Below are 17,616 nucleotides of genomic sequence, written 5' to 3'. Positions count from 1 at the left end.
CGTCATCGCATCGCTTCTTCCTCAGCGTTCGACGCCGATACGACACCGACTCCACACGGCCCGCCGATTTCGTCCCGCCCCGCGACCTGCCCCGATACAATCGACCGCGCGTCGTCCCACGGCCCCAACGGTCTGACGTTTGTATCGTGCTTCTCGCGAAACAAGCGTCGCGTGCGTCATCGCGAAGTCACAAACGTTTTCGATAATTCCCCGGCCGAAAACGTTTACATCGCATGACTTCATGACCTCGACCATCAAGGACGTCGCCGCCCTCGCGGGCTTCTCGATCGCCACCGTTTCGCGTGCGATCAACGCGCCGCATACCGTCAGCCCCGCCACGCTGCAGACGATCCGCACCGCCATCGACACGCTGCAGTTCCGCCCGAGCCCGCTCGGCCGGCAATTGCGCGGCGAGCGCACGCGGCTCGTCGGCGTCGTCGTGCCGACGCTGTCGAACCCGGTGTTCGCCGACTGCCTGCAAGGCATCGACGAACTCGCGACCGCGGCCGGTTTCAAGCTGATCCTGATGACGACCGAATACGACGCGGCGCGCGAGCGTCATGCGATCGAGACGCTGCGCGAGCAGCGCGTCGAAGGGCTGATCCTCACCGTCGCCGATGCGGACACGCATCCGCTGCTCGACATGCTCGACCGCGACGGCCCGCATTACGTGCTGATGCACAACGACACGCAGCGCCGTCCATCGGTGTCGGTCGACAACCGCCGCGCCGCGTATGACGGCGTGCAACGGCTGACCGCGCACGGCCATCGCCGCGTGCTGATGCTGGCCGGTTCGCTCGCCGCGTCGGATCGCGCGCGCCAGCGTCATCTCGGTTATGCGCAGGCGCTCGAGGAAGTCGGCGTGGCGCCGCTGCCGCCCGTCGAAGTCGACTTCAACGCGCCCGAGCTGCCCGATGCGGTGCTCGCGCATCTCACCGCGCACGCCACGCGCCCGACCGCGCTCTTCTGCAGCAACGACCTGCTCGCGATGGTCGTGATGCGCGGCCTGCGCCGCGCGGGTTTCTCGATTCCCGACGACCTGTCGGTGCTCGGCTTCGACGGGATCGCGATCGGCGAGCTGCTTGCGCCGCCGCTCGCGAGCGTCGCGACGCCGAACCGCGACATCGGCCGCCACGCGTGGCAGCGTCTCGTCGAATGCATCGGCGGCGCGCCGATCGACCGCACGCCGATGATCCTGCCGCATGCGGTGCGCGACGGCGCGACGATTGCTCCGCCCGCCACCGACCTGCAACTGCGCAACGCCTGATCGCAACACGCACGCGCGACGCAACCGATCACCCCGTACCACACCACTCGCCCGGAGATTCACCGTGTCCTTTCGCCTGACCTCGCTGCTGCGCACGCTTGCCGCGCCGCTCGCCCTTGCCGCGCTCGTCGCCGGCGCCCCCGCTGCCCATGCCGACGAAACGGCGATCTGCTACAACTGCCCGCCCGAATGGGCCGACTGGGCCGCGCAGATCGCCGCGATCAAGCAGAAGACCGGCATCCGCGTGCCGTCCGACAACAAGAACTCGGGCCAGGCGATCGCGCAGCTGATCGCCGAGCAGAAGAGCCCGGTGGCCGACGTCGTCTACCTCGGCGTGTCGTCGGCATTCCAGGCGAAGGACAAGGGCGTGATCGCGCCGTACAAACCCGCGCACTGGAACGACATCCCCGCGAACCTGAAGGACCCGCAAGGCTACTGGTTCGCGATCCACTCGGGCACGCTCGGCTTCTTCGTGAACAAGGACGCGCTCGACGGCAAGCCGGTGCCGCGTTCGTGGGCCGACCTGCTGAAGCCCGAATACAAGGGCATGGTCGGCTATCTCGATCCGTCGAGCGCGTTCGTCGGCTATGCGGGCGCGGTCGCCGTCAACCAGGCGCTCGGCGGCAGCCTCGACAACTTCAAGCCGGGCCTCGACTGGTTCCGCAAGCTCAAGGCCAACGCGCCGATCGTGCCGAAGCAAACGGCCTATGCACGCGTGCTGTCCGGCGAGATTCCGATCCTGCTCGACTACGACTTCGACGCGTATCGCGCGAAATACAAGGACAACGCGAACGTCGAGTTCGTGATTCCGAAGGAAGGCACGATCGCGGTGCCGTACGTGATGAGCCTCGTGAAGGGCGCGCCGCACGACGCGAACGGCAAGAAGGTGCTCGACTTCGTGCTGTCGGACGAAGGCCAGAAGCTGTGGGCCAACGCATACCTGCGCCCGGTGCGCGCGCAGACGCTTGGCGCCGACATCGCCGCGAAGTTCCTGCCGGCGAGCGAATACGCGCGGGCGAAACCGGTCGACTTCGGCAAGATGGCGGCCGGCCAGCAGGCGTTCGGCCAGCAGTACCTGCAGATCATGCAGTAAGCCGCGGGACGCAACCGATGCTCGACCTGACTTTTCCGCTGCGCTGGCGCATCGCGCTCGTCGCGCCGGCGCTGGCGGTATTCGCCGCGTTCTGGCTGCTGCCGATGGCGTCGCTCGTGCAGGTGTCCGCCGACGGCGCTTTCTTCTCGCACTACGCGGCACTGCTCGGCAATGCGCGCTACATGAAGAGCCTCGGCGAGACGGTGGCGCTGTCCGCGGGCGTCACGCTCGCGACGCTCGCGCTGTCGACGATCTCCGGCCTGCTGCTCGCGCGCCGCGAATTCGCCGGCAAGCGCGTGCTGCTCGCGCTGCTCACGTTTCCGCTCGCGTTCCCGGGTGTCGTGGTCGGCTTCATGGTGATCATGCTCGCCGGGCGCCAGGGGCTGATCGGCATGCTGTCGGCGAAACTCACCGGCGACAAGTTCGTATTCGCGTATTCGGTGGCCGGCCTGTTCATCGGCTACCTGTACTTCTCGATTCCGCGCGTGATCGTCACCGTGATCGCGGCCGCGTCGAAGCTCGACGCGTCGCTCGAGGAAGCCGCGCGTTCGCTCGGCGCGTCGCCATGGCGCATCTTCGTCGACATCGTGCTGCCCGCGCTCGCGCCGGGCCTGGTCGCGGCCGGCGCGATCTGCTTCGCGACCGCGATGGGCGCGTTCGGCACCGCGTTCACGCTCGCCACCGACCTGAACGTGCTGCCGATGACGATCTATACCGAGTTCACGCTGAACGCGAACATCGCGACGGCGGCCGGCCTGTCGATCGTGCTCGGCATCGTCACCTGGGCCGTGCTCGCGCTCGCGCGTCGCTTCACCGGTCACACCGCCGCCGCCGCGGCCTGAGGATTTACGCATGCAATCGCTTTCCGGCTCTTCCACGCCGTCACCGGCACCCGCTCCAGCGCCGCTGCACGCGACACGCGCCGCCCGGCATGCGCCGCGGGTCGCCGGCGCGCGCGCGATCGCCGCGCTGCAATGGGGCGTCACGCTGCTGCTGTGCGCGTTCCTGATCGTGCCCGTCGTGACGTCGGTGCTCGCGGGGCTGACCGTCAACTATTTCCGCGGCCTGTCGAGCGGCCTCACGCTGCGCTGGCTTGAGCAGGTGTGGCAGCAGTATCACGGCTCGGTCGCGCTGTCGCTCTACGTCGCGTTCGCGACGCTCGCGATCGTGCTCGCGGTCGGCGTGCCGGCCGGCTATGCGCTCGCGCGCAGCAAGAGTCGCATCGCTCGGGCGATCGAGGAAGCGCTCGTGCTGCCGGTCGCGCTGCCGGGGCTGGCTTCGGCGCTCGCGCTGCTGGTCGTGTACGGCGGCTTCACCGCGTTCCGGATGAGCCTGTGGTTCATCGTCGTCGGCCACGTCGTGTTCACGCTGCCGTTCATGGTGCGCGCGGTCGCGGCCGTCGCGGCCGGCGCCGACCTGCGCACGCTCGAGGAAGGCGCGGCGAGCCTCGGCGCATCGTTCGTCACGCGCTTCGTCACGATCGTGCTGCCGAACCTGCGGCCGGGCATCGTCGCCGGTGCGCTCGCGGTGCTCACGCTGTCGATCGGCGAGTTCAACCTCACGTGGATGCTGCATACGCCCGACACCAAGACGCTGCCGGTCGGGCTCGCCGATACCTATGCATCGCTGCGCCTCGAAGTCGGCAGCGCGTACACGATCCTGTTCCTGCTGATGACGCTGCCGCTGCTCGTCGCGATGCAGTGGCTCGGCGTCGATCCGTCCGGTACGCGCGCGCTGAAGAAGCGCCCGCGCTGAAATTTTCGCAGACTTGACGTCCTCGTCCGCCTAAAGGCGGAGGATTCCCACACCTGGCGATGCACGTCCGCATCGGAAAATGTTCAGCGCAGCGTTGATATCACGATCATGCACGACACCACATCCACTGCAGGCCCACTCTCTTATTCGCAGTCCCGCGATACCTTTCGGCCGCGTCGTGCTGTCTTTCGACCCACACGACGAACAGGACTGGGTAGAACCGCTTTCGTCGACTTCCTCGAACGTGGCTCCGTGCGCGATCGCTTTGTAGCGGAGCTTGTTCCGGAAGGACGACCAGGATGCGTCGTAGACGCTCTTCGCCATCCTGGTTCTGGCGAGCTTCGCGGCCGACACGTTGCCGACCACGATGTAATCGAACCGCCGCACCAGATCGAGCGCGAGCTTATGCTGGAAATCGGCACGGGCATTCGCGACCTTGGCATGCAGCTTCGCGATATGCCGCTTGTGCTTTCGCGCCCGTTGCGCTTTCGCGAGCTTTTCCGCCGCGCGTCGGCCGAACCGGTCATTCGGCAGTTTTTCGCCGGTCGAAAGTGTGGCGAAGTCTTTCAGGCCGAGATCGATGCCAACACCGGAACGGATCGGACGAGCCTGAACATCCGGCATCTCGATCACGATATTCAGAAACCAGTTGCCGCGTGCATCTTGCGCAAAGTTGGTCCCGTCCTTGATCTTGCCTTCGGGAAGCGCTCGGCTGTTGAACACGCGAAACGTGTTGCCGGCGAAACGGAACGCGTCACCCTCGCGCTTCAGGTCGCGGCCCTTCAGCGGCACCCAGCCGAGCGATTTCCTGCCGCGATAGCGCAGGTAGGGCCGACGGCGCTGACTGCGCGACTTCACGTATTGCTCGCACGTCGCGTTGATCGTGCCGGAGTGGATGCCAAGTTCCTTACTGCTACCAGTGGTGAGCACATTCAAGTCGAAACCGGTCGGCCACTTCTTGTTCCACTTGAGCGCGTGCTTCTGCGTGTCGTTGCAGAAGTTCCAGACGTAGTTCACCGCGCGGCTCTGCTTGTTGAGCAGTCCGTTGAGCGACTTCACCCGGTAGCGGTAGACAAGGATCATGCCGGTGATCCTAACCCGTGGAAGAAGCTGCCTGTCAACAGCACGCCTTTCCTTCCCGCCATCAATGGCGGGGTTTCTCGGAGCAAATTCTGATGAAACTCGATTCCACTCCCATCACCCTGACCGGCTGCGCGAAGACGTTCCGCGGCACACGCGTGCTCGAACCGCTCGACCTGTCGATCGGCGCCGGCGAAACGCTCGTGCTGCTCGGGCCGTCCGGCTGCGGCAAGACGACCACGCTGCGCCTGATCGCGGGACTCGACACGCCGGACGCCGGCGGCACGATCGCGTTCGGCGACGACGACGTCACCGCACTGCCGATCGAACGCCGGCAAGTCGGCATGGTGTTCCAGAACTACGCGCTGTTTCCGAACCTGACGGTGCGCGGCAACGTCGGCTACGGGCTGAAGATCCGCAAGACCGAGCCGCGTACGCTGCGCGAGCGCGTCGACGAACTGCTCGCGATGATGCGGCTCGATGCCCATGCGGACAAGCCGGTCGATCAACTGTCGGGCGGCCAGCGGCAGCGCGTCGCGCTGGCGCGCGCGCTCGCGGTGCGCCCGCGCGTGCTGCTGCTCGACGAACCGCTGACCGCGCTCGACGCGAAGCTGCGCGACGTGCTGCGTCGCGACATGAACGCGCTGCTGCGCGAGCTCGGCGTGACGACCGTCTACGTGACGCACGACCAGGCCGAAGCGATGGAGCTCGGCGACCGGATCGTCGTGATGGGCGCGGGCCGCATCGAGCAGATCGGCACGCCGCGCGAGATCTACTACCAGCCCGCGAACCGCACGGTCGCGCAGTTCATCGGCACGCTGAACCGGCTCGCGGGCCAGTGGCGCAACGGCGCGCTCGAAACGACGGGCGGCGCGATCGCCACGCCGCATGCGGCCGACGAATGGTTCTTCCGCCCCGAGGATGCGCAGCTCGCCGATCCTGCGCATGCATCGCTGCGCGGTGCGGTCGGTGCGTGCGCGTTCCTCGGCGAACGCACGCGGCTCACGATCGAGCATGCGGCGCCCGACGCGCTCGTGATCGACGTGCCGGGCCGCGTCGCGCTTGCGCGCGGCACGGCGGTCGGCCTCACGATCGCGCCGGAAGGCTTGATCGCGCTCGGCGCGTAAGCCGTCGATCGGGCATCATCCACGCAGCACCCCACGCGGCGCCCGCCGCCGCGACAACAACCAGACGATTCCGAGGAACGACGATGCTGCTTGCTCAAATCAGCGATCTCCACATCAAGCGGCCGGGCCAGCTCGCGTACCGGCGCGTCGACACGGCGGCCGCGCTCGCGCGCTGTATCGAGAAACTGAACGCGCTCGTGCCGCGCCCCGACGCCGTGCTCGTCACCGGCGACCTGACCGACTTCGGCCACGACGAAGAGTACGGCAACCTGCGCGGGCTGCTCGACGCGCTCGAGATTCCGTATTACCTGATGATCGGCAATCACGACGACCGCGCCGGTTTGCGCCGCGCATTCGCCGATCGCGCCGAGCTGCAGGACGGCGAATTCGTGCAGTACGCGCTCGACGTCGGCGCGGTGCGCGTGCTCGCGCTCGATTCGCAGGTGCCGGGCGCGAGCCACGGCGACCTGTGCGACGCCCGGCTCGCGTGGCTCGCCACGCAGCTCGACGCCGCGCGCGACCGGCCGGTGATCGTCGCGCTGCATCACCCGCCGTTTGTGTCCGGCATCGGGCACATGGACAAGCTGCGTCTCGCGCCCGCCGCCGCCGCGAAACTCGATGCGCTGCTGCGCGGCCATCCGAACGTCGAGCGCGTGCTGTGCGGTCACGTGCACCGCACGATGTTCACGCGCTTCGGCGGCACGCTCGCGTGCGCGGTGCCGTCGCCCGCGCATCAGGTCGCCTTCGACTTGCGGGTTGATGGGCCGTCCGCATTCCGGCTCGAACCGCCGGCGTTCGCGGTCCATCGTCATGCGCCCGATACGGGGATGACGTCGCATCACGTCTATGTGGACGAAGGCGCCGGACCGTATCCGTTCTACGAGCCGACGGGCGAGCTGGTCGACTGACGACGTGAAGCGCGTGCCGTGACGGGGGCGGCCGGCCGGTTGTGCCCGTTATACCGGTTATGCGGCCGGCAGGATTCGCGTCGCTCCGGTATGATCGGCAGCCTCGACCGGCGCCCGGCCTGACTGCGCACCCGACGCGTGCGCCGCTGCCGCGCCGCCCCACTCCGTCGCCGCCGCCATGTCCACTGCCTCGACCGACCGTCCGACCGACACCCCCTCGCCCCACTACTCGCGCGGCCTGCTGTTGCTGCTTGCGACGATCGCAGGCGTATCGGTCGCGAACATCTATTACAACCAGCCGCTGCTCGACAGCTTCCGCTCGTCCTTCCCCGACAGCGCGTCATGGATCGGCGTGGTGCCGACCGCGACGCAGCTCGGCTATGCGGCCGGCATGTTCCTGCTCGCGCCGCTCGGCGACCGCTTCGATCGCCGCGGGCTGATCCTGCTGCAGATCGCCGCGCTGTCGATCGCGCTGATCGCGGCGGCCGCCGCGCCGTCGCTCGTCGTACTCGCACTCGCGAGCCTCGCGATCGGCATCCTCGCGACCATCGCGCAGCAGGCCGTGCCGTTCGCCGCCGAAATCGCGCCGCCGGCCGAACGCGGCCACGCGGTCGGCACCGTGATGAGCGGCCTGCTGCTCGGCATCCTGCTCGCGCGTACCGCCGCCGGCTTCGTCGCCGAGTATTTCGGCTGGCGCGCGGTGTTCGCCGCGTCGGTCGCGGCGCTCGTCGCGCTCGCTATCGTGATCGTGCTGCGGCTGCCGCGCAGCTCGCCGACGTCGACGCTGTCATACGGCAAGCTGCTCGGCTCGATGTGGCATCTGGCCGTCGAGTTGCGCGGGCTGCGCGAGGCATCGCTGACGGGCGCCGCGCTGTTCGCGGCGTTCAGCGCGTTCTGGCCGGTGCTCACGCTGCTGCTCGCCGGCGCGCCGTTCCATCTCGGCCCGCAGGCCGCCGGCCTGTTCGGGATCGTCGGGGCCGCGGGCGCGCTCGCCGCGCCGTATGCAGGCCGCTTTGCGGACACCCGCGGCCCGCGCGCGATCATCTCGCTCGCGATCGCGCTGCTCGCGCTGTCGTTCGTGATCTTCGCGCTGTCGGGTTCGAGCCTCGTCGGGCTGGTGATCGGCGTGATCGTGCTCGACGTGGGCGTACAGGCCGCGCAGATCTCGAACCAGTCGCGCATCTATGCGCTGAAGCCCGACGCGCGCAGCCGCGTGAACACGGTGTACATGGTGTGCTATTTCATCGGCGGCGCGCTCGGCTCGTCGGCCGGCGTCGCCGCATGGCGCGCGTTCGGCTGGACCGGCATGTGCGCAGCCGGCCTGCTGTTTACCGCGCTCGCCGGCTGGTCCCACCATCGCGGCGGCAGGCGCGGCTGAGCACGACCGGGCCACCGCGGCGTCACGCGTCGGTGCGCGACGCGGCCGGCTCCGCGGCGACGGGCGGCGGCGCGAACGCCGGGGCCGGGTCGATCACCGCGGCGGGATCCATCACTGCCGCGGGCGTTGGCACCGCGAGCGGGACGGCGGAAGGCGCGAGGATCGGCGCCGCCTCCTGCGTGGCGACCGGCTCGGCGACAGGCGAACCGTCCGCCGTCACCGCCTGCTCGGCCGCCATGGCCGGCGAACCGGCAGCAGCGGCCGCCGCGGGCCGGCGCGCCGGGTCGAACACGAACGACAATCCGACGCTGCCGAGGATCGCGACGGTCGCGACGACGGTCGCCATCGTCACCGGTTCGCCCAGCAGCAGCGCACCGAGCGCGACCGCGACGATCGGGTTCACGTACATGCAGCTGCTCGCGATGATCGGGCTCGTGTGGCGGATCAGGTAGCCGTACGCAACGTACGCGGCCATCGTGCAGAACACCATCAGGTACACGAACGCGAACACCGGCCCGACGGCCAGTTGTTCGACGCGTTCGCCGAGCAGCCACGCGACGATCGTCGACATCAGGCCGCCGAGGCCGATCTGCAGCGACGTCGACAGGAACAGGTCCGACGGCAGCTTGAGCCGCGTCGCGAGATGCGCGCCGCCCGCCCAGAACAGCGCGCCGGCCAGCACGCAGATCGTGCCGAGCGCCGAGTTCGCGGCGGGCGCGCCGCCCGAATTCAGCACGACGATGCCGACCATCCCGAGCGCGACGGCCGCCCATTCGCCCTTCGTCACCGGCCGCCCGGCCACCGCCGCGATCACGGTCGCGAACAGCGGCACAGTGGCGACCATCACCGCGGCCGACCCGCTGCTGACCGTGCGCATGCCGAGCGCGATCGTGCCGGACGACAGCGCGACGAGCATCGTGCCGACGATCGCCGAGTTGCGGATTTCCACGAGCGTCGGCCACTCGGGCTTGCGCCGCAGCGCGAAGATGAACAGGCCGATCCCGCCGAGCAGGTTGCGCAACCCCGACAGCAGCAGCGGCGGGAACGACTGCAGCGCGAAATGCAGCCCGCTGTAGGTCGAACCCCAGACGAAATAGATGAAGACGAGCGCGAGCGCCACGCGGCCGCCGCGGCTTTGCGGCAGGCGGATCCGGAACGAAAAACGGGCGAGGAAATCGAGGAGGCGGTCGAGCGGCGTCATCGAGTCACCCGCTCGCACGTCACGCCGCGTGCTCCGCTGAAAGGCGCCGGCGATGCCGGCAAACGGTCCATGCGGGACCGGGAAGGCAGAGCGAACGTGCGGGACGACATGGCAGTGCGAACGGCGACGAAAGAGAACCGGCAAGCGGCGGCAAAAGGGCAAAAACGGGGCAAAAAAAACGTGCGCAACCGCGCGGCTGCACACGCTCGGCATTATGGCATCAAGGATTCGAAAGCATCGTCAGACCTGTCTGAAAGATATCGACTGATGTTTCGGCGCGACATTTTTCGCGCGAAGGACGGGTGAAATGCGGGGCCGGATACGCGGGGGCGGATAACCGGCGCGTGGGCGACCCGCCTCGTCGCCATTCGCAGCCGTTGATCCAGCATCGGCCGGACGACCAGTCAAGTGCGCCGGCGCTTCGCGGCGCGTCTATCGTGACGGACGGCATGCTCGCGCATTGCCGTGAGCAGCCTCTTTCCGATACTCACACCGCCATACAAGATTTTGTATAATTCAGATATCCTTCCGCCGAAGCCGGTCGTTTTCGTCGGCACCGCGCTGGCCGATCTCCGCGACTTTCCGCTGCCCGCGCGGCGCGAAGCCGGCCACCAGATCGACCAGGTGCAGCGTGGCCTCGCGCCCGACGACTGGAAACCGATGCGCACCATCGGCATCGGCGTGCGGGAAATTCGCCTGCGCGATGCGAGCGGCGCCTTCCGGATCGTCTACGTCGCGACGTTCGCCGAAGCCGTCTACGTGCTGCACTGCTTCCGCAAGCAATCGTCGCGCACGAACAAGACCGATATCGACCTCGCCGCCCGCCGGTACCGGTCGTTGATGATGGAGTTGAAACAATGACCAATGAACGTTACGCGAACGTCTGGGACGCAATCGAAAGCGAGCCAGCGGAGGCCGCGAACATGAAGCTGCGCTCCGAACTGATGATCGCGCTCAAGCAGCGCATCGCGCGGCTCGAACTGAGTCAGGCCGAAGCCGCGAAGCAGCTGGGCGTCACGCAGCCGCGCGTGTCCGACCTGATGCGCGGCAAGATCAACCTGTTCGGGCTCGACGCGCTCGTGAACATGGCCGCGGCCGTCGGCCTGCGCGTCGATCTGCAGGTGCGCGAATCCGCATGACGCACGCGCATGCCCCGCGCATCGCTCACGATCCGCCGAACCAGTTGTAGCCCTGATCGACCCAGTAGCCACCCGGAAACGTATCGGTCACGAAGATTTCCATGATGTGCTTCGGGTTCTTGTAGCCGAGCTTGGTCGGCATCCGCAGCTTCATCGGGAAACCGTATTCCGGCGGCAGACGATGGCCGTCGTACTCGAATGCGAGCAACGTCTGCGGATGCAGCGCGGTCGGCATGTCGATGCTCTCGTAGTAGTCGTCCCCACATTTGAAGCCGACGTATTTCGCGTGCGTATCGGCACCGGCGCGCGCCAGAAACGCGCCGAACGGCGTGCCGCCCCAGCGGCCGATCGCACTCCACCCTTCCACGCAGATGTGCCGCGTGATCTGTTCCGCGTGCGGCAGCGCATACAACTCGTCGAGCGTCCACACGCGCTTGCCGGTCACGCGGCCCGACAGCACCAGCCGGTACGTCGACGCGTCGACGTGCCGCACTTCGTCGATCCCGTAGTACGCGTTGAACGGAAACGGCCGCGTGATGTCGGCTTCGGTGTAGGTCGGCGCGAGCTGGTTCGGGTTGAACAGCCACGCCTGCACGCGATCGTTCATGCGCGACACTTTTTCGAGAAACGTGTTGACCGATGCGTCATCCTGCAGCGTGCAGCCGGTCAGCATCGCAAGGCCGCCGAGCGTCAGCACGCGCCGGTTGAAGAGCCGTCGCGACGGCATCTCGAGTTCGCGGCGCACGTCAAGCTCGAGCGACTTCCGGTCGAGCGTCCAGCGCGGCTCGCCGCGGGATTTTTCGGATTCCGACATGATGATTTCCTTCGCCCGCGAAGCGGGTCAGCGGCCGCGCAGCATCGCGAGCAGCGAGCGCGGCACCAGCAACGCCATCGCGACGTGAACGACGACGAATGCGACGAGCAGCGCCATCGCCCAGAAGTGCACGATACGCGCGTTGTCGTAGCCGCCGAACAGCTCGCGCAGCAACGGGAATTGCACCGATTTCCAGATCGTGAGCCCGGACAGCACCAACAAGACGAGATCGACGATCGCGGTCAGGTACGCGGCACGCTGCACCGCGTTGTAGACGCTCAGGTCGTCGTGCGACAGCCGCCCGCCGAGCGCGGCGCGCACGTCGCGCCACACCGACGCGGGCGTCACGGGCAGCAGCTTGCGTGCGAAGCGCCCCGTCGCGATCGACATCGCGAGGTAGAACAGCCCGTTGCCGACCAGCAGCCACATCGCCGCGAAATGCCATTGCAGCGCGCCGCCGAGCCAGCCGCCGAGCGTGATGCCGTGCGCGAACGTGAACGACGGATAGATCGGCGACGCGTCGTAGATGCGCCAGCCGGACAGCGCCATCAGGATCGCCGCGAGCGCGTTGAGCCAGTGGCTCGCGCGCACCCACCGCGGATGGATCGTCGTCGGCGCGGGCGGCGGCACGCTCGCACGATCGGTGACAGGAACCGTTTGCATGATGATGACTCCCGGAATGAGGCGACGGGACGCGATGCGCGCCGATGACCGGCCGCCCGCGCCCCGCACGCATTCGTCAGTTCGACGGGCTCATGGCGTCCTTCTTCATCGCGTCGCCCTTCTTCATCGCGTCGTGGCCCATCGCATCCTTCTTCATCGCATGCTTCTTCATGCCGTCCTTCTTCATGCCGTCCTTCGCCATCGCGTCGTGGCCCATCGCGTCCTTCGACATCGACATGCCGTCCTTCGACATCGCATCGTTCTGCGCATGGGCGCCCGTTGCGATCGTGGCAAGTGCGGCGACGCAGGCGGCAAGGAATACGTTTTTCATGACATCTCTCCGATACATGGGTTTGGGAGCCGAATAGACGGAGGACGCCGCCGGAAATGACAGCGATGTCGAAAATTTTTTCGAAACGGGAAACAACGGACGGAAATGCTGCACTGCCCGCTCCTTCTGTTCCGGGCGCCACGGCGGATAGACGGCCGCGCCTGCTGCGGCGCACCGCGTCGGCGTCGGCGTCGGCGTCGGCGTCCGCGCCCCGCCCGCTGCCCGCCGACATCGGCTTCGGACCCGGTTGAAACCGCCGCCAAGCCGGTGTATCGTGTGCCCTTGCTAACGCGGGGGTCCTGCAATGCGTTCGGTCAAACAACCGGCATTGCGGGTGAGAAATACCCTTTGAACCTGATCTGGATAATGCCAGCGCAGGGAAGCGTACGGATTTCGCCGCCATCCTTCTGACGAAATCCGCCGCCTCACCAAGCCTCGTCTCCTGCTTAGCTCGAGCCCCACATTCGTCAAGGGCTCCGGGCAAGCGCCGACGCGCCTGCCCGGCGCCCGCACAGGAGATTGCATGAACGCCAATCCGAAGTTTCTGTCTGCCGACGCGCACGTCGACGCCGCTGCCGTCGCGCCGCTGCCCAATTCGCGAAAGGTTTATGTCACCGGCTCGCAGCCCGATATCCGCGTGCCGATGCGCGAGATCACGCAGGCCGACACGCCGACCGGCTTCGGCGGCGAGAAGAATCCGCCGATCTACGTGTACGACACGTCGGGCCCGTACACCGATCCGGACGCGAAGATCGACATCCGCGCGGGCCTGCCCGCACTGCGCCAGCGCTGGATCGAAGCACGCGGCGACACCGAGGTGCTCCCCGGCCTGTCGAGCCAGTACGGCCTCGAGCGCGCGGCCGATCCGGCCACGGCGGACCTGCGTTTCCCGGGCCTGCACCGCAACCCGCGCCGCGCGCAGCCCGGCAAGAACGTCACGCAAATGCACTACGCGCGCCAGGGCATCATCACGCCGGAAATGGAATACATCGCGATCCGCGAGAACCAGCGCCGCGCCGAATACATCGAGAGCCTGAAGTCGAGCGGCCCGAACGGCGCGAAGCTCGCCGCGATGATGGGCCGCCAGCACCCGGGCCAGGCGTTCGGCGCCGCGGCCTTCGGCGCGAACGCGCTGGCCGAGATCACGCCGGAATTCGTGCGCGACGAAATCGCACGCGGCCGCGCGATCATCCCCGCCAACATCAACCACCCGGAATCCGAGCCGATGATCATCGGCCGCAACTTCCTCGTGAAGATCAACGCGAATATCGGCAACTCGGCCGTCACGTCGTCGATCGGCGAGGAAGTCGACAAGATGACGTGGGCGATCCGCTGGGGCGGCGACACGGTGATGGACCTGTCGACCGGCAAGCACATCCATGAAACGCGCGAGTGGATCATCCGCAACAGCCCGGTGCCGATCGGCACGGTGCCGATCTACCAGGCGCTCGAAAAGGTCAACGGCAAGGCCGAGGACCTGACCTGGGAAATCTTCCGCGACACGCTGATCGAACAGGCCGAACAAGGCGTCGACTACTTCACGATCCACGCGGGCGTGCGCCTGCAGTACGTGCCGCTCACCGCGAACCGGATGACGGGCATCGTGTCGCGCGGCGGCTCGATCATGGCGAAGTGGTGCCTCGCGCATCACAAGGAAAGTTTCCTGTACGAACACTTCGAAGAGATCTGCGAGATCATGAAGGCGTACGACGTGAGCTTCTCGCTCGGCGACGGCCTGCGTCCCGGCTCGATCTACGACGCGAACGACGAAGCGCAGCTCGGCGAACTGAAGACGCTCGGCGAGCTCACGCAGATCGCGTGGAAGCACGACGTGCAGGTGATGATCGAAGGCCCCGGCCACGTGCCGATGCAGTTGATCAAGGAGAACATGGATCTCCAGCTCGACTGGTGCAAGGAAGCGCCGTTCTACACGCTCGGGCCGCTGACCACCGACATCGCGCCGGGCTACGACCACATCACGTCGGGCATCGGCGCCGCGATGATCGGCTGGTTCGGCACCGCGATGCTGTGCTACGTGACGCCGAAGGAACACCTCGGGCTGCCGAACAAGGACGACGTGAAGGAAGGGATCATCACGTACAAGCTCGCCGCGCACGCGGCCGACCTCGCCAAGGGTCACCCGGGCGCGCAGGTGCGCGACAACGCGCTGTCGAAGGCGCGCTTCGAGTTCCGCTGGGAAGACCAGTTCAACATCGGTCTCGATCCGGACAAGGCGCGCGAATTCCACGACGAAACGCTGCCGAAGGATTCGGCGAAGGTCGCACACTTCTGCTCGATGTGCGGCCCGCATTTCTGCTCGATGAAGATCACGCAGGACGTGCGCGAATTCGCGGCGCAGCAGGGCGTGTCGGAAACCGAGGCGCTGAAGAAAGGGATGGAGGTCAAGGCGGTCGAGTTCGTGAAGACGGGCGCCGAGATCTATCACCGTCAGTAAGCGCGCGCAGCGGGCCGCACCGCCCCCTCTGGCGATGCCTGAAGCCCGCTTTCGAGCGGGCTTTTTTGCGCATGCCGTGTGCCTGCCGGCGGACCCGAAACAATTGATTACGAAACCGCGGGAGCCTTAACAAGTCCTTACAGCAGCAGCGCGGGGCGGCGCGTAGATTGGGGACATGCGCGGCCGCCAGCCGGTCGTGCGCCTTCCGTTCACTACCACAAGGACAACGATCATGAACTCGATTCGGCGTTTTGGGGTATGCGCGCTCCTCGTCGCGACGGTGGCCAGCCTGTCGGCCTGCGATTCGATGTCGCGACGCCAGCGTGATACGGCAATCGGTGCGGGTGTCGGCGGCGTCGCCGGCGCGGCGATCGGCGGCAACGCGCTGTCGACGCTGGGCGGCGCGGCGGCCGGCGGCATCATCGGTAACCAGGTCGGCAAGTAACGAGTCCGACATTGGCCGGTTGGGCGTCGTCGCCCAGCCGCAGGCCGGCCGGTCCAACGGCGTTTCCGCGGTGCGGAAGCGCCGTTTTCGTATGTCCTGCCGGAACCGGCGCGGCCGCTGCGCCCGGAAATGATCGGTTACCGTTTTTCATGCCGTGTCATCGGTACTCGGCCTAAGCTACAAGCATCTGCCGATAGCCGGCTCCGCCGGAGACACATCATGAACAGGACCTTCGTCGCCGCGGCGCTTGCCTGCACGACGCTTGCCGGCTGCTATTACCCGTACGGCTATTATCCGGGCGGCTATTACACGGCGGCGCCGGTGCCGGTACAGCCCGCGCCCGTGTATGTCGATCCGGCCCTCGCCTACTACTATCCGGCGCCTGCGTATGCGCCTGCATGGGGCGGTTATTGGGGCCCGGCGCTGTCGCTCAATTTCGGCTTCGGCGGACGCGGCGGCTGGCGTCATCACTGACCTGATCGGCCGCGCCGCACGCGGTCGGCCGGCCGCCGCCCGGCGGCAAACCGGCGAAATTCCCGTTTCTTGTCGTTTCATCCGATCATGAAACGACGGTGCGGTCGCGCGGTGTAAGATTCCTCGCATCCCGTCCCCGCCCTCGCCGATCGATGTCGCCCAAGAACGCTTTCCTGCTGACCGTGCTCGCCGCCCTGTGGGGCGCATCCTTCCTGTTCATCCGGGTCGGCGTCGTCGATTTCGGCGTCGCGCCGCTGATGGCGCTGCGTGTGGGCATCGGCGCGCTGTTTCTCGCAGGCTTCGCGCTGACGCGCTTCAAACCCGCCGATCTCGGCGCCCGGCTGCGCCGTCATGCGTGGCCGCTGTTCGTCGTCGGCGCACTGAATTCGGGCATCCCGTTCTGCCTGTTCGCGTTCGCCGAACTGACGCTGTCGGCCGGGTTGACGTCGGTGATCAACGCGACGACGCCGCTGTGGGGCGCGCTCGTCGCTTACCTGTGGCTGAAAGACAAGCTGTCGCTGCCACGCGCGCTCGGCCTCGTGATCGGGTTTGCCGGCGTGCTCACGCTCGTGTGGAACCAGGTCGCGAACGCGCATGGCGACACGGGCGCCAGCGCGACCGCGCTCGCCGCGGCGGCCGCACTCGGCGCGACGCTGCTGTACGGCATCGCGGCCAACTATACGAAACGCAAGCTCAGCGGCGTCGATCCGCTCGTCAACGCAGCCGGCAGCATGATCGGCTCGACCGTGCTGCTGCTGCCGTTCGCGATCGCGACGTGGCCGGCCGCGCCGGTCGGCGTGCACGCATGGGGCGCGGTGCTCGCGCTCGGCGTCGCGTGCACCGGCATCGCGTATTTCATCTTCTTCTACCTGATCGCGCATGTGGGGCCCGCCCGCGCGATTACCGTCACGTTCGTGATTCCCGTGTTCGGGCTGCTGTGGGGCGCGCTGTTCCTCGGCGAACACGTGTCGGCCGTAATGATCGAAGGCTGCGTGATCGTGCTCGTCGGCACCGCGCTCGCCACCGGCGTGATCAAGCGGATTCCGGGCGTCCGACCGCGCGGCGGCGAGGCGACCTGACGATCGGCGCGCGGGGCGCGCACGGACCGCCGCCGGTCGCGCGGCGCTGCCGGTGGCGACGCGACGCGGGTTGGCCGATGCGCCACCGATCGCACCGCGGTGCGCGGGCATTCGTTTCATTCGTCTGACGGCGGCGGTTGGCCGCCGGAATTTCCCGTACCCGCCTGCGCATCGGGCGGCATCGACGCACGGTCATGCCGCCGCGCTGCCGGGATTGTCATCTCCGCCGTCACACGCTTCGTTTCGCGACGGTCATGCACCGGACGCATGCACGCGGCGCCAGTCGACGCACCGCTGCGCACGGGCGGAATCGCGGTGTACCGTTTGCGTCTGGAGTTACCCTGATACGCGCGCCGCGGCAATCCCGTTACACTCGGAAAACTTATCCGCAGAAGGCGTTTCGATGC

General features: G+C 67.4%; 19 protein-coding genes and 1 riboswitch. Of the genes, 14 read left to right on the top strand and 5 right to left on the bottom strand.

The genetic code is table 11. The annotated features are described in order from the left end of the window. Positions 1–241 precede the first annotated feature (241 nt). From HWX76_RS27590 to HWX76_RS27575, 4 genes are all read left to right on the top strand, one after another. Positions 242–1,267: a substrate-binding domain-containing protein gene (locus tag HWX76_RS27590; protein ID WP_176016614.1), complete on the top strand. Its 1,026-nt coding sequence runs from the start codon at positions 242–244 to the stop codon at positions 1,265–1,267. Positions 1,268–1,331: 64 nt separating this feature from the next. After that, the gene (locus HWX76_RS27585; RefSeq protein ID WP_124629988.1) at positions 1,332–2,360 is read left to right on the top strand and encodes an ABC transporter substrate-binding protein; all 1,029 of its coding nucleotides are present in this window, start codon (positions 1,332–1,334) and stop codon (positions 2,358–2,360) included. Positions 2,361–2,377: 17 nt separating this feature from the next. Then, a complete protein-coding gene (locus HWX76_RS27580; protein WP_050015128.1) occupies positions 2,378–3,202 on the top strand; it encodes an ABC transporter permease in 825 nt (274 codons plus the stop codon). A 10-nt stretch (positions 3,203–3,212) separates the two neighbouring features. Next, entirely contained in the window at positions 3,213–4,115 is a 903-nt protein-coding gene (locus HWX76_RS27575; RefSeq protein WP_089488303.1) for an ABC transporter permease subunit, read from the top strand. Positions 4,116–4,145: 30 nt separating this feature from the next. Here HWX76_RS27575 and HWX76_RS27570 read toward each other — a convergent pair whose 3' ends face one another. Next, a complete protein-coding gene (locus HWX76_RS27570; protein WP_050015125.1) occupies positions 4,146–5,198 on the bottom strand; it encodes an RNA-guided endonuclease TnpB family protein in 1,053 nt (350 codons plus the stop codon). A gap of 92 nt (positions 5,199–5,290) precedes the next feature. Here HWX76_RS27570 and HWX76_RS27565 point away from each other — a divergent pair, with 92 nt between their 5' ends. From HWX76_RS27565 to HWX76_RS27555, 3 genes are all read left to right on the top strand, one after another. After that, the gene (locus HWX76_RS27565) at positions 5,291–6,322 is read left to right on the top strand and encodes an ABC transporter ATP-binding protein (protein WP_050015123.1); all 1,032 of its coding nucleotides are present in this window, start codon (positions 5,291–5,293) and stop codon (positions 6,320–6,322) included. An 83-nt stretch (positions 6,323–6,405) separates the two neighbouring features. Continuing rightward, positions 6,406–7,230, top strand: a complete 825-nt coding sequence (locus tag HWX76_RS27560) for a phosphodiesterase (protein WP_124629984.1) — start codon at positions 6,406–6,408, stop codon at positions 7,228–7,230. 178 nt (positions 7,231–7,408) lie between these two features. Further along, complete coding sequence (locus tag HWX76_RS27555) at positions 7,409–8,608, top strand: MFS transporter (RefSeq protein WP_176016613.1); 1,200 nt, start codon at positions 7,409–7,411, stop codon at positions 8,606–8,608. Positions 8,609–8,630: 22 nt separating this feature from the next. Here HWX76_RS27555 and HWX76_RS27550 read toward each other — a convergent pair whose 3' ends face one another. Beyond that, positions 8,631–9,809, bottom strand: coding sequence for an EamA family transporter (locus tag HWX76_RS27550; RefSeq protein WP_050015120.1), 1,179 nt, complete (start codon positions 9,807–9,809; stop codon positions 8,631–8,633). A 108-nt stretch (positions 9,810–9,917) separates the two neighbouring features. On the opposite strand from HWX76_RS27550, the gene HWX76_RS27545 reads away from it, so the two are divergent. The 3 genes from HWX76_RS27545 (at position 9,918) to HWX76_RS27535 (ending at position 10,948) form a co-directional block, all read left to right on the top strand. Continuing rightward, on the top strand, positions 9,918–10,115 hold the full coding sequence (locus tag HWX76_RS27545; RefSeq protein WP_176016593.1) for a hypothetical protein: 198 nt from the start codon (positions 9,918–9,920) through the stop codon (positions 10,113–10,115). A gap of 201 nt (positions 10,116–10,316) precedes the next feature. Next, the gene (locus HWX76_RS27540) at positions 10,317–10,670 is read left to right on the top strand and encodes a type II toxin-antitoxin system RelE/ParE family toxin (protein WP_050015118.1); all 354 of its coding nucleotides are present in this window, start codon (positions 10,317–10,319) and stop codon (positions 10,668–10,670) included. After that, a complete protein-coding gene (locus HWX76_RS27535) occupies positions 10,667–10,948 on the top strand; it encodes an XRE family transcriptional regulator (RefSeq protein WP_050015116.1) in 282 nt (93 codons plus the stop codon). Before HWX76_RS27540 ends, HWX76_RS27535 begins: the two co-directional genes overlap by 4 nt. A 25-nt stretch (positions 10,949–10,973) precedes the next feature. Here the strand turns inward: HWX76_RS27535 and HWX76_RS27530 are convergent, their stop codons facing one another. The 3 genes from HWX76_RS27530 to HWX76_RS27520 all read right to left on the bottom strand — a co-directional run bounded on the left by HWX76_RS27530 (position 10,974) and on the right by HWX76_RS27520 (position 12,756). Then, positions 10,974–11,762 (bottom strand): molybdopterin-dependent oxidoreductase, encoded by a 789-nt coding sequence (locus HWX76_RS27530; RefSeq protein ID WP_050015114.1) that lies wholly within the window; start codon positions 11,760–11,762, stop codon positions 10,974–10,976. A 27-nt stretch (positions 11,763–11,789) separates the two neighbouring features. Beyond that, complete coding sequence (locus tag HWX76_RS27525; RefSeq protein WP_089488301.1) at positions 11,790–12,425, bottom strand: cytochrome b/b6 domain-containing protein; 636 nt, start codon at positions 12,423–12,425, stop codon at positions 11,790–11,792. 76 nt (positions 12,426–12,501) lie between these two features. Next, positions 12,502–12,756 carry a pentapeptide MXKDX repeat protein gene (locus HWX76_RS27520; RefSeq protein WP_050015110.1) on the bottom strand — a complete coding sequence of 85 codons (255 nt, stop codon included), beginning with the start codon at positions 12,754–12,756 and terminating at the stop codon, positions 12,502–12,504. A 282-nt stretch (positions 12,757–13,038) separates the two neighbouring features. Then, a riboswitch (TPP riboswitch) is annotated at positions 13,039–13,155 on the top strand. A gap of 124 nt (positions 13,156–13,279) precedes the next feature. Here HWX76_RS27520 and thiC point away from each other — a divergent pair. The 4 genes from thiC to HWX76_RS27500 all read left to right on the top strand — a co-directional run bounded on the left by thiC (position 13,280) and on the right by HWX76_RS27500 (position 17,209). Then, complete coding sequence (thiC, locus tag HWX76_RS27515) at positions 13,280–15,211, top strand: phosphomethylpyrimidine synthase ThiC (protein ID WP_050015108.1); 1,932 nt, start codon at positions 13,280–13,282, stop codon at positions 15,209–15,211. 232 nt (positions 15,212–15,443) lie between these two features. Beyond that, positions 15,444–15,656, top strand: a complete 213-nt coding sequence (locus HWX76_RS27510) for a glycine zipper 2TM domain-containing protein (RefSeq protein ID WP_011545020.1) — start codon at positions 15,444–15,446, stop codon at positions 15,654–15,656. A 219-nt stretch (positions 15,657–15,875) separates the two neighbouring features. Further along, positions 15,876–16,130, top strand: a complete 255-nt coding sequence (locus tag HWX76_RS27505; RefSeq protein ID WP_176016612.1) for a hypothetical protein — start codon at positions 15,876–15,878, stop codon at positions 16,128–16,130. 152 nt (positions 16,131–16,282) lie between these two features. After that, complete coding sequence (locus HWX76_RS27500; RefSeq protein ID WP_089488300.1) at positions 16,283–17,209, top strand: DMT family transporter; 927 nt, start codon at positions 16,283–16,285, stop codon at positions 17,207–17,209. Positions 17,210–17,616: the final 407 nt, after the last annotated feature.

The organism is Burkholderia sp. BCC0398, from assembly GCF_902833245.1.
Lineage (GTDB): Bacteria > Pseudomonadota > Gammaproteobacteria > Burkholderiales > Burkholderiaceae > Burkholderia > Burkholderia sola.
The sequence above is the reverse complement of the archived record's forward strand: the minus strand, read 5'-3'. Positions and strand labels throughout refer to the sequence as shown.

Coding starts and splice junctions, on each gene's coding strand:
- HWX76_RS27555 (WP_176016613.1), top strand. CDS start 7,409: ATGTCCACTGCCTCGACCGACCGTCCGACCGACACCCCCTCGCCCCAC.
- HWX76_RS27570 (WP_050015125.1), bottom strand. CDS start 5,198: ATGATCCTTGTCTACCGCTACCGGGTGAAGTCGCTCAACGGACTGCTC.
- HWX76_RS27525 (WP_089488301.1), bottom strand. CDS start 12,425: ATGCAAACGGTTCCTGTCACCGATCGTGCGAGCGTGCCGCCGCCCGCG.
- HWX76_RS27550 (WP_050015120.1), bottom strand. CDS start 9,809: ATGACGCCGCTCGACCGCCTCCTCGATTTCCTCGCCCGTTTTTCGTTC.
- HWX76_RS27565 (WP_050015123.1), top strand. CDS start 5,291: ATGAAACTCGATTCCACTCCCATCACCCTGACCGGCTGCGCGAAGACG.
- thiC (WP_050015108.1), top strand. CDS start 13,280: ATGAACGCCAATCCGAAGTTTCTGTCTGCCGACGCGCACGTCGACGCC.
- HWX76_RS27535 (WP_050015116.1), top strand. CDS start 10,667: ATGACCAATGAACGTTACGCGAACGTCTGGGACGCAATCGAAAGCGAG.
- HWX76_RS27520 (WP_050015110.1), bottom strand. CDS start 12,756: ATGAAAAACGTATTCCTTGCCGCCTGCGTCGCCGCACTTGCCACGATC.
- HWX76_RS27580 (WP_050015128.1), top strand. CDS start 2,378: ATGCTCGACCTGACTTTTCCGCTGCGCTGGCGCATCGCGCTCGTCGCG.
- HWX76_RS27500 (WP_089488300.1), top strand. CDS start 16,283: ATGTCGCCCAAGAACGCTTTCCTGCTGACCGTGCTCGCCGCCCTGTGG.
- HWX76_RS27510 (WP_011545020.1), top strand. CDS start 15,444: ATGAACTCGATTCGGCGTTTTGGGGTATGCGCGCTCCTCGTCGCGACG.
- HWX76_RS27575 (WP_089488303.1), top strand. CDS start 3,213: ATGCAATCGCTTTCCGGCTCTTCCACGCCGTCACCGGCACCCGCTCCA.
- HWX76_RS27545 (WP_176016593.1), top strand. CDS start 9,918: ATGGCAGTGCGAACGGCGACGAAAGAGAACCGGCAAGCGGCGGCAAAA.
- HWX76_RS27590 (WP_176016614.1), top strand. CDS start 242: ATGACCTCGACCATCAAGGACGTCGCCGCCCTCGCGGGCTTCTCGATC.
- HWX76_RS27505 (WP_176016612.1), top strand. CDS start 15,876: ATGAACAGGACCTTCGTCGCCGCGGCGCTTGCCTGCACGACGCTTGCC.
- HWX76_RS27560 (WP_124629984.1), top strand. CDS start 6,406: ATGCTGCTTGCTCAAATCAGCGATCTCCACATCAAGCGGCCGGGCCAG.
- HWX76_RS27530 (WP_050015114.1), bottom strand. CDS start 11,762: ATGTCGGAATCCGAAAAATCCCGCGGCGAGCCGCGCTGGACGCTCGAC.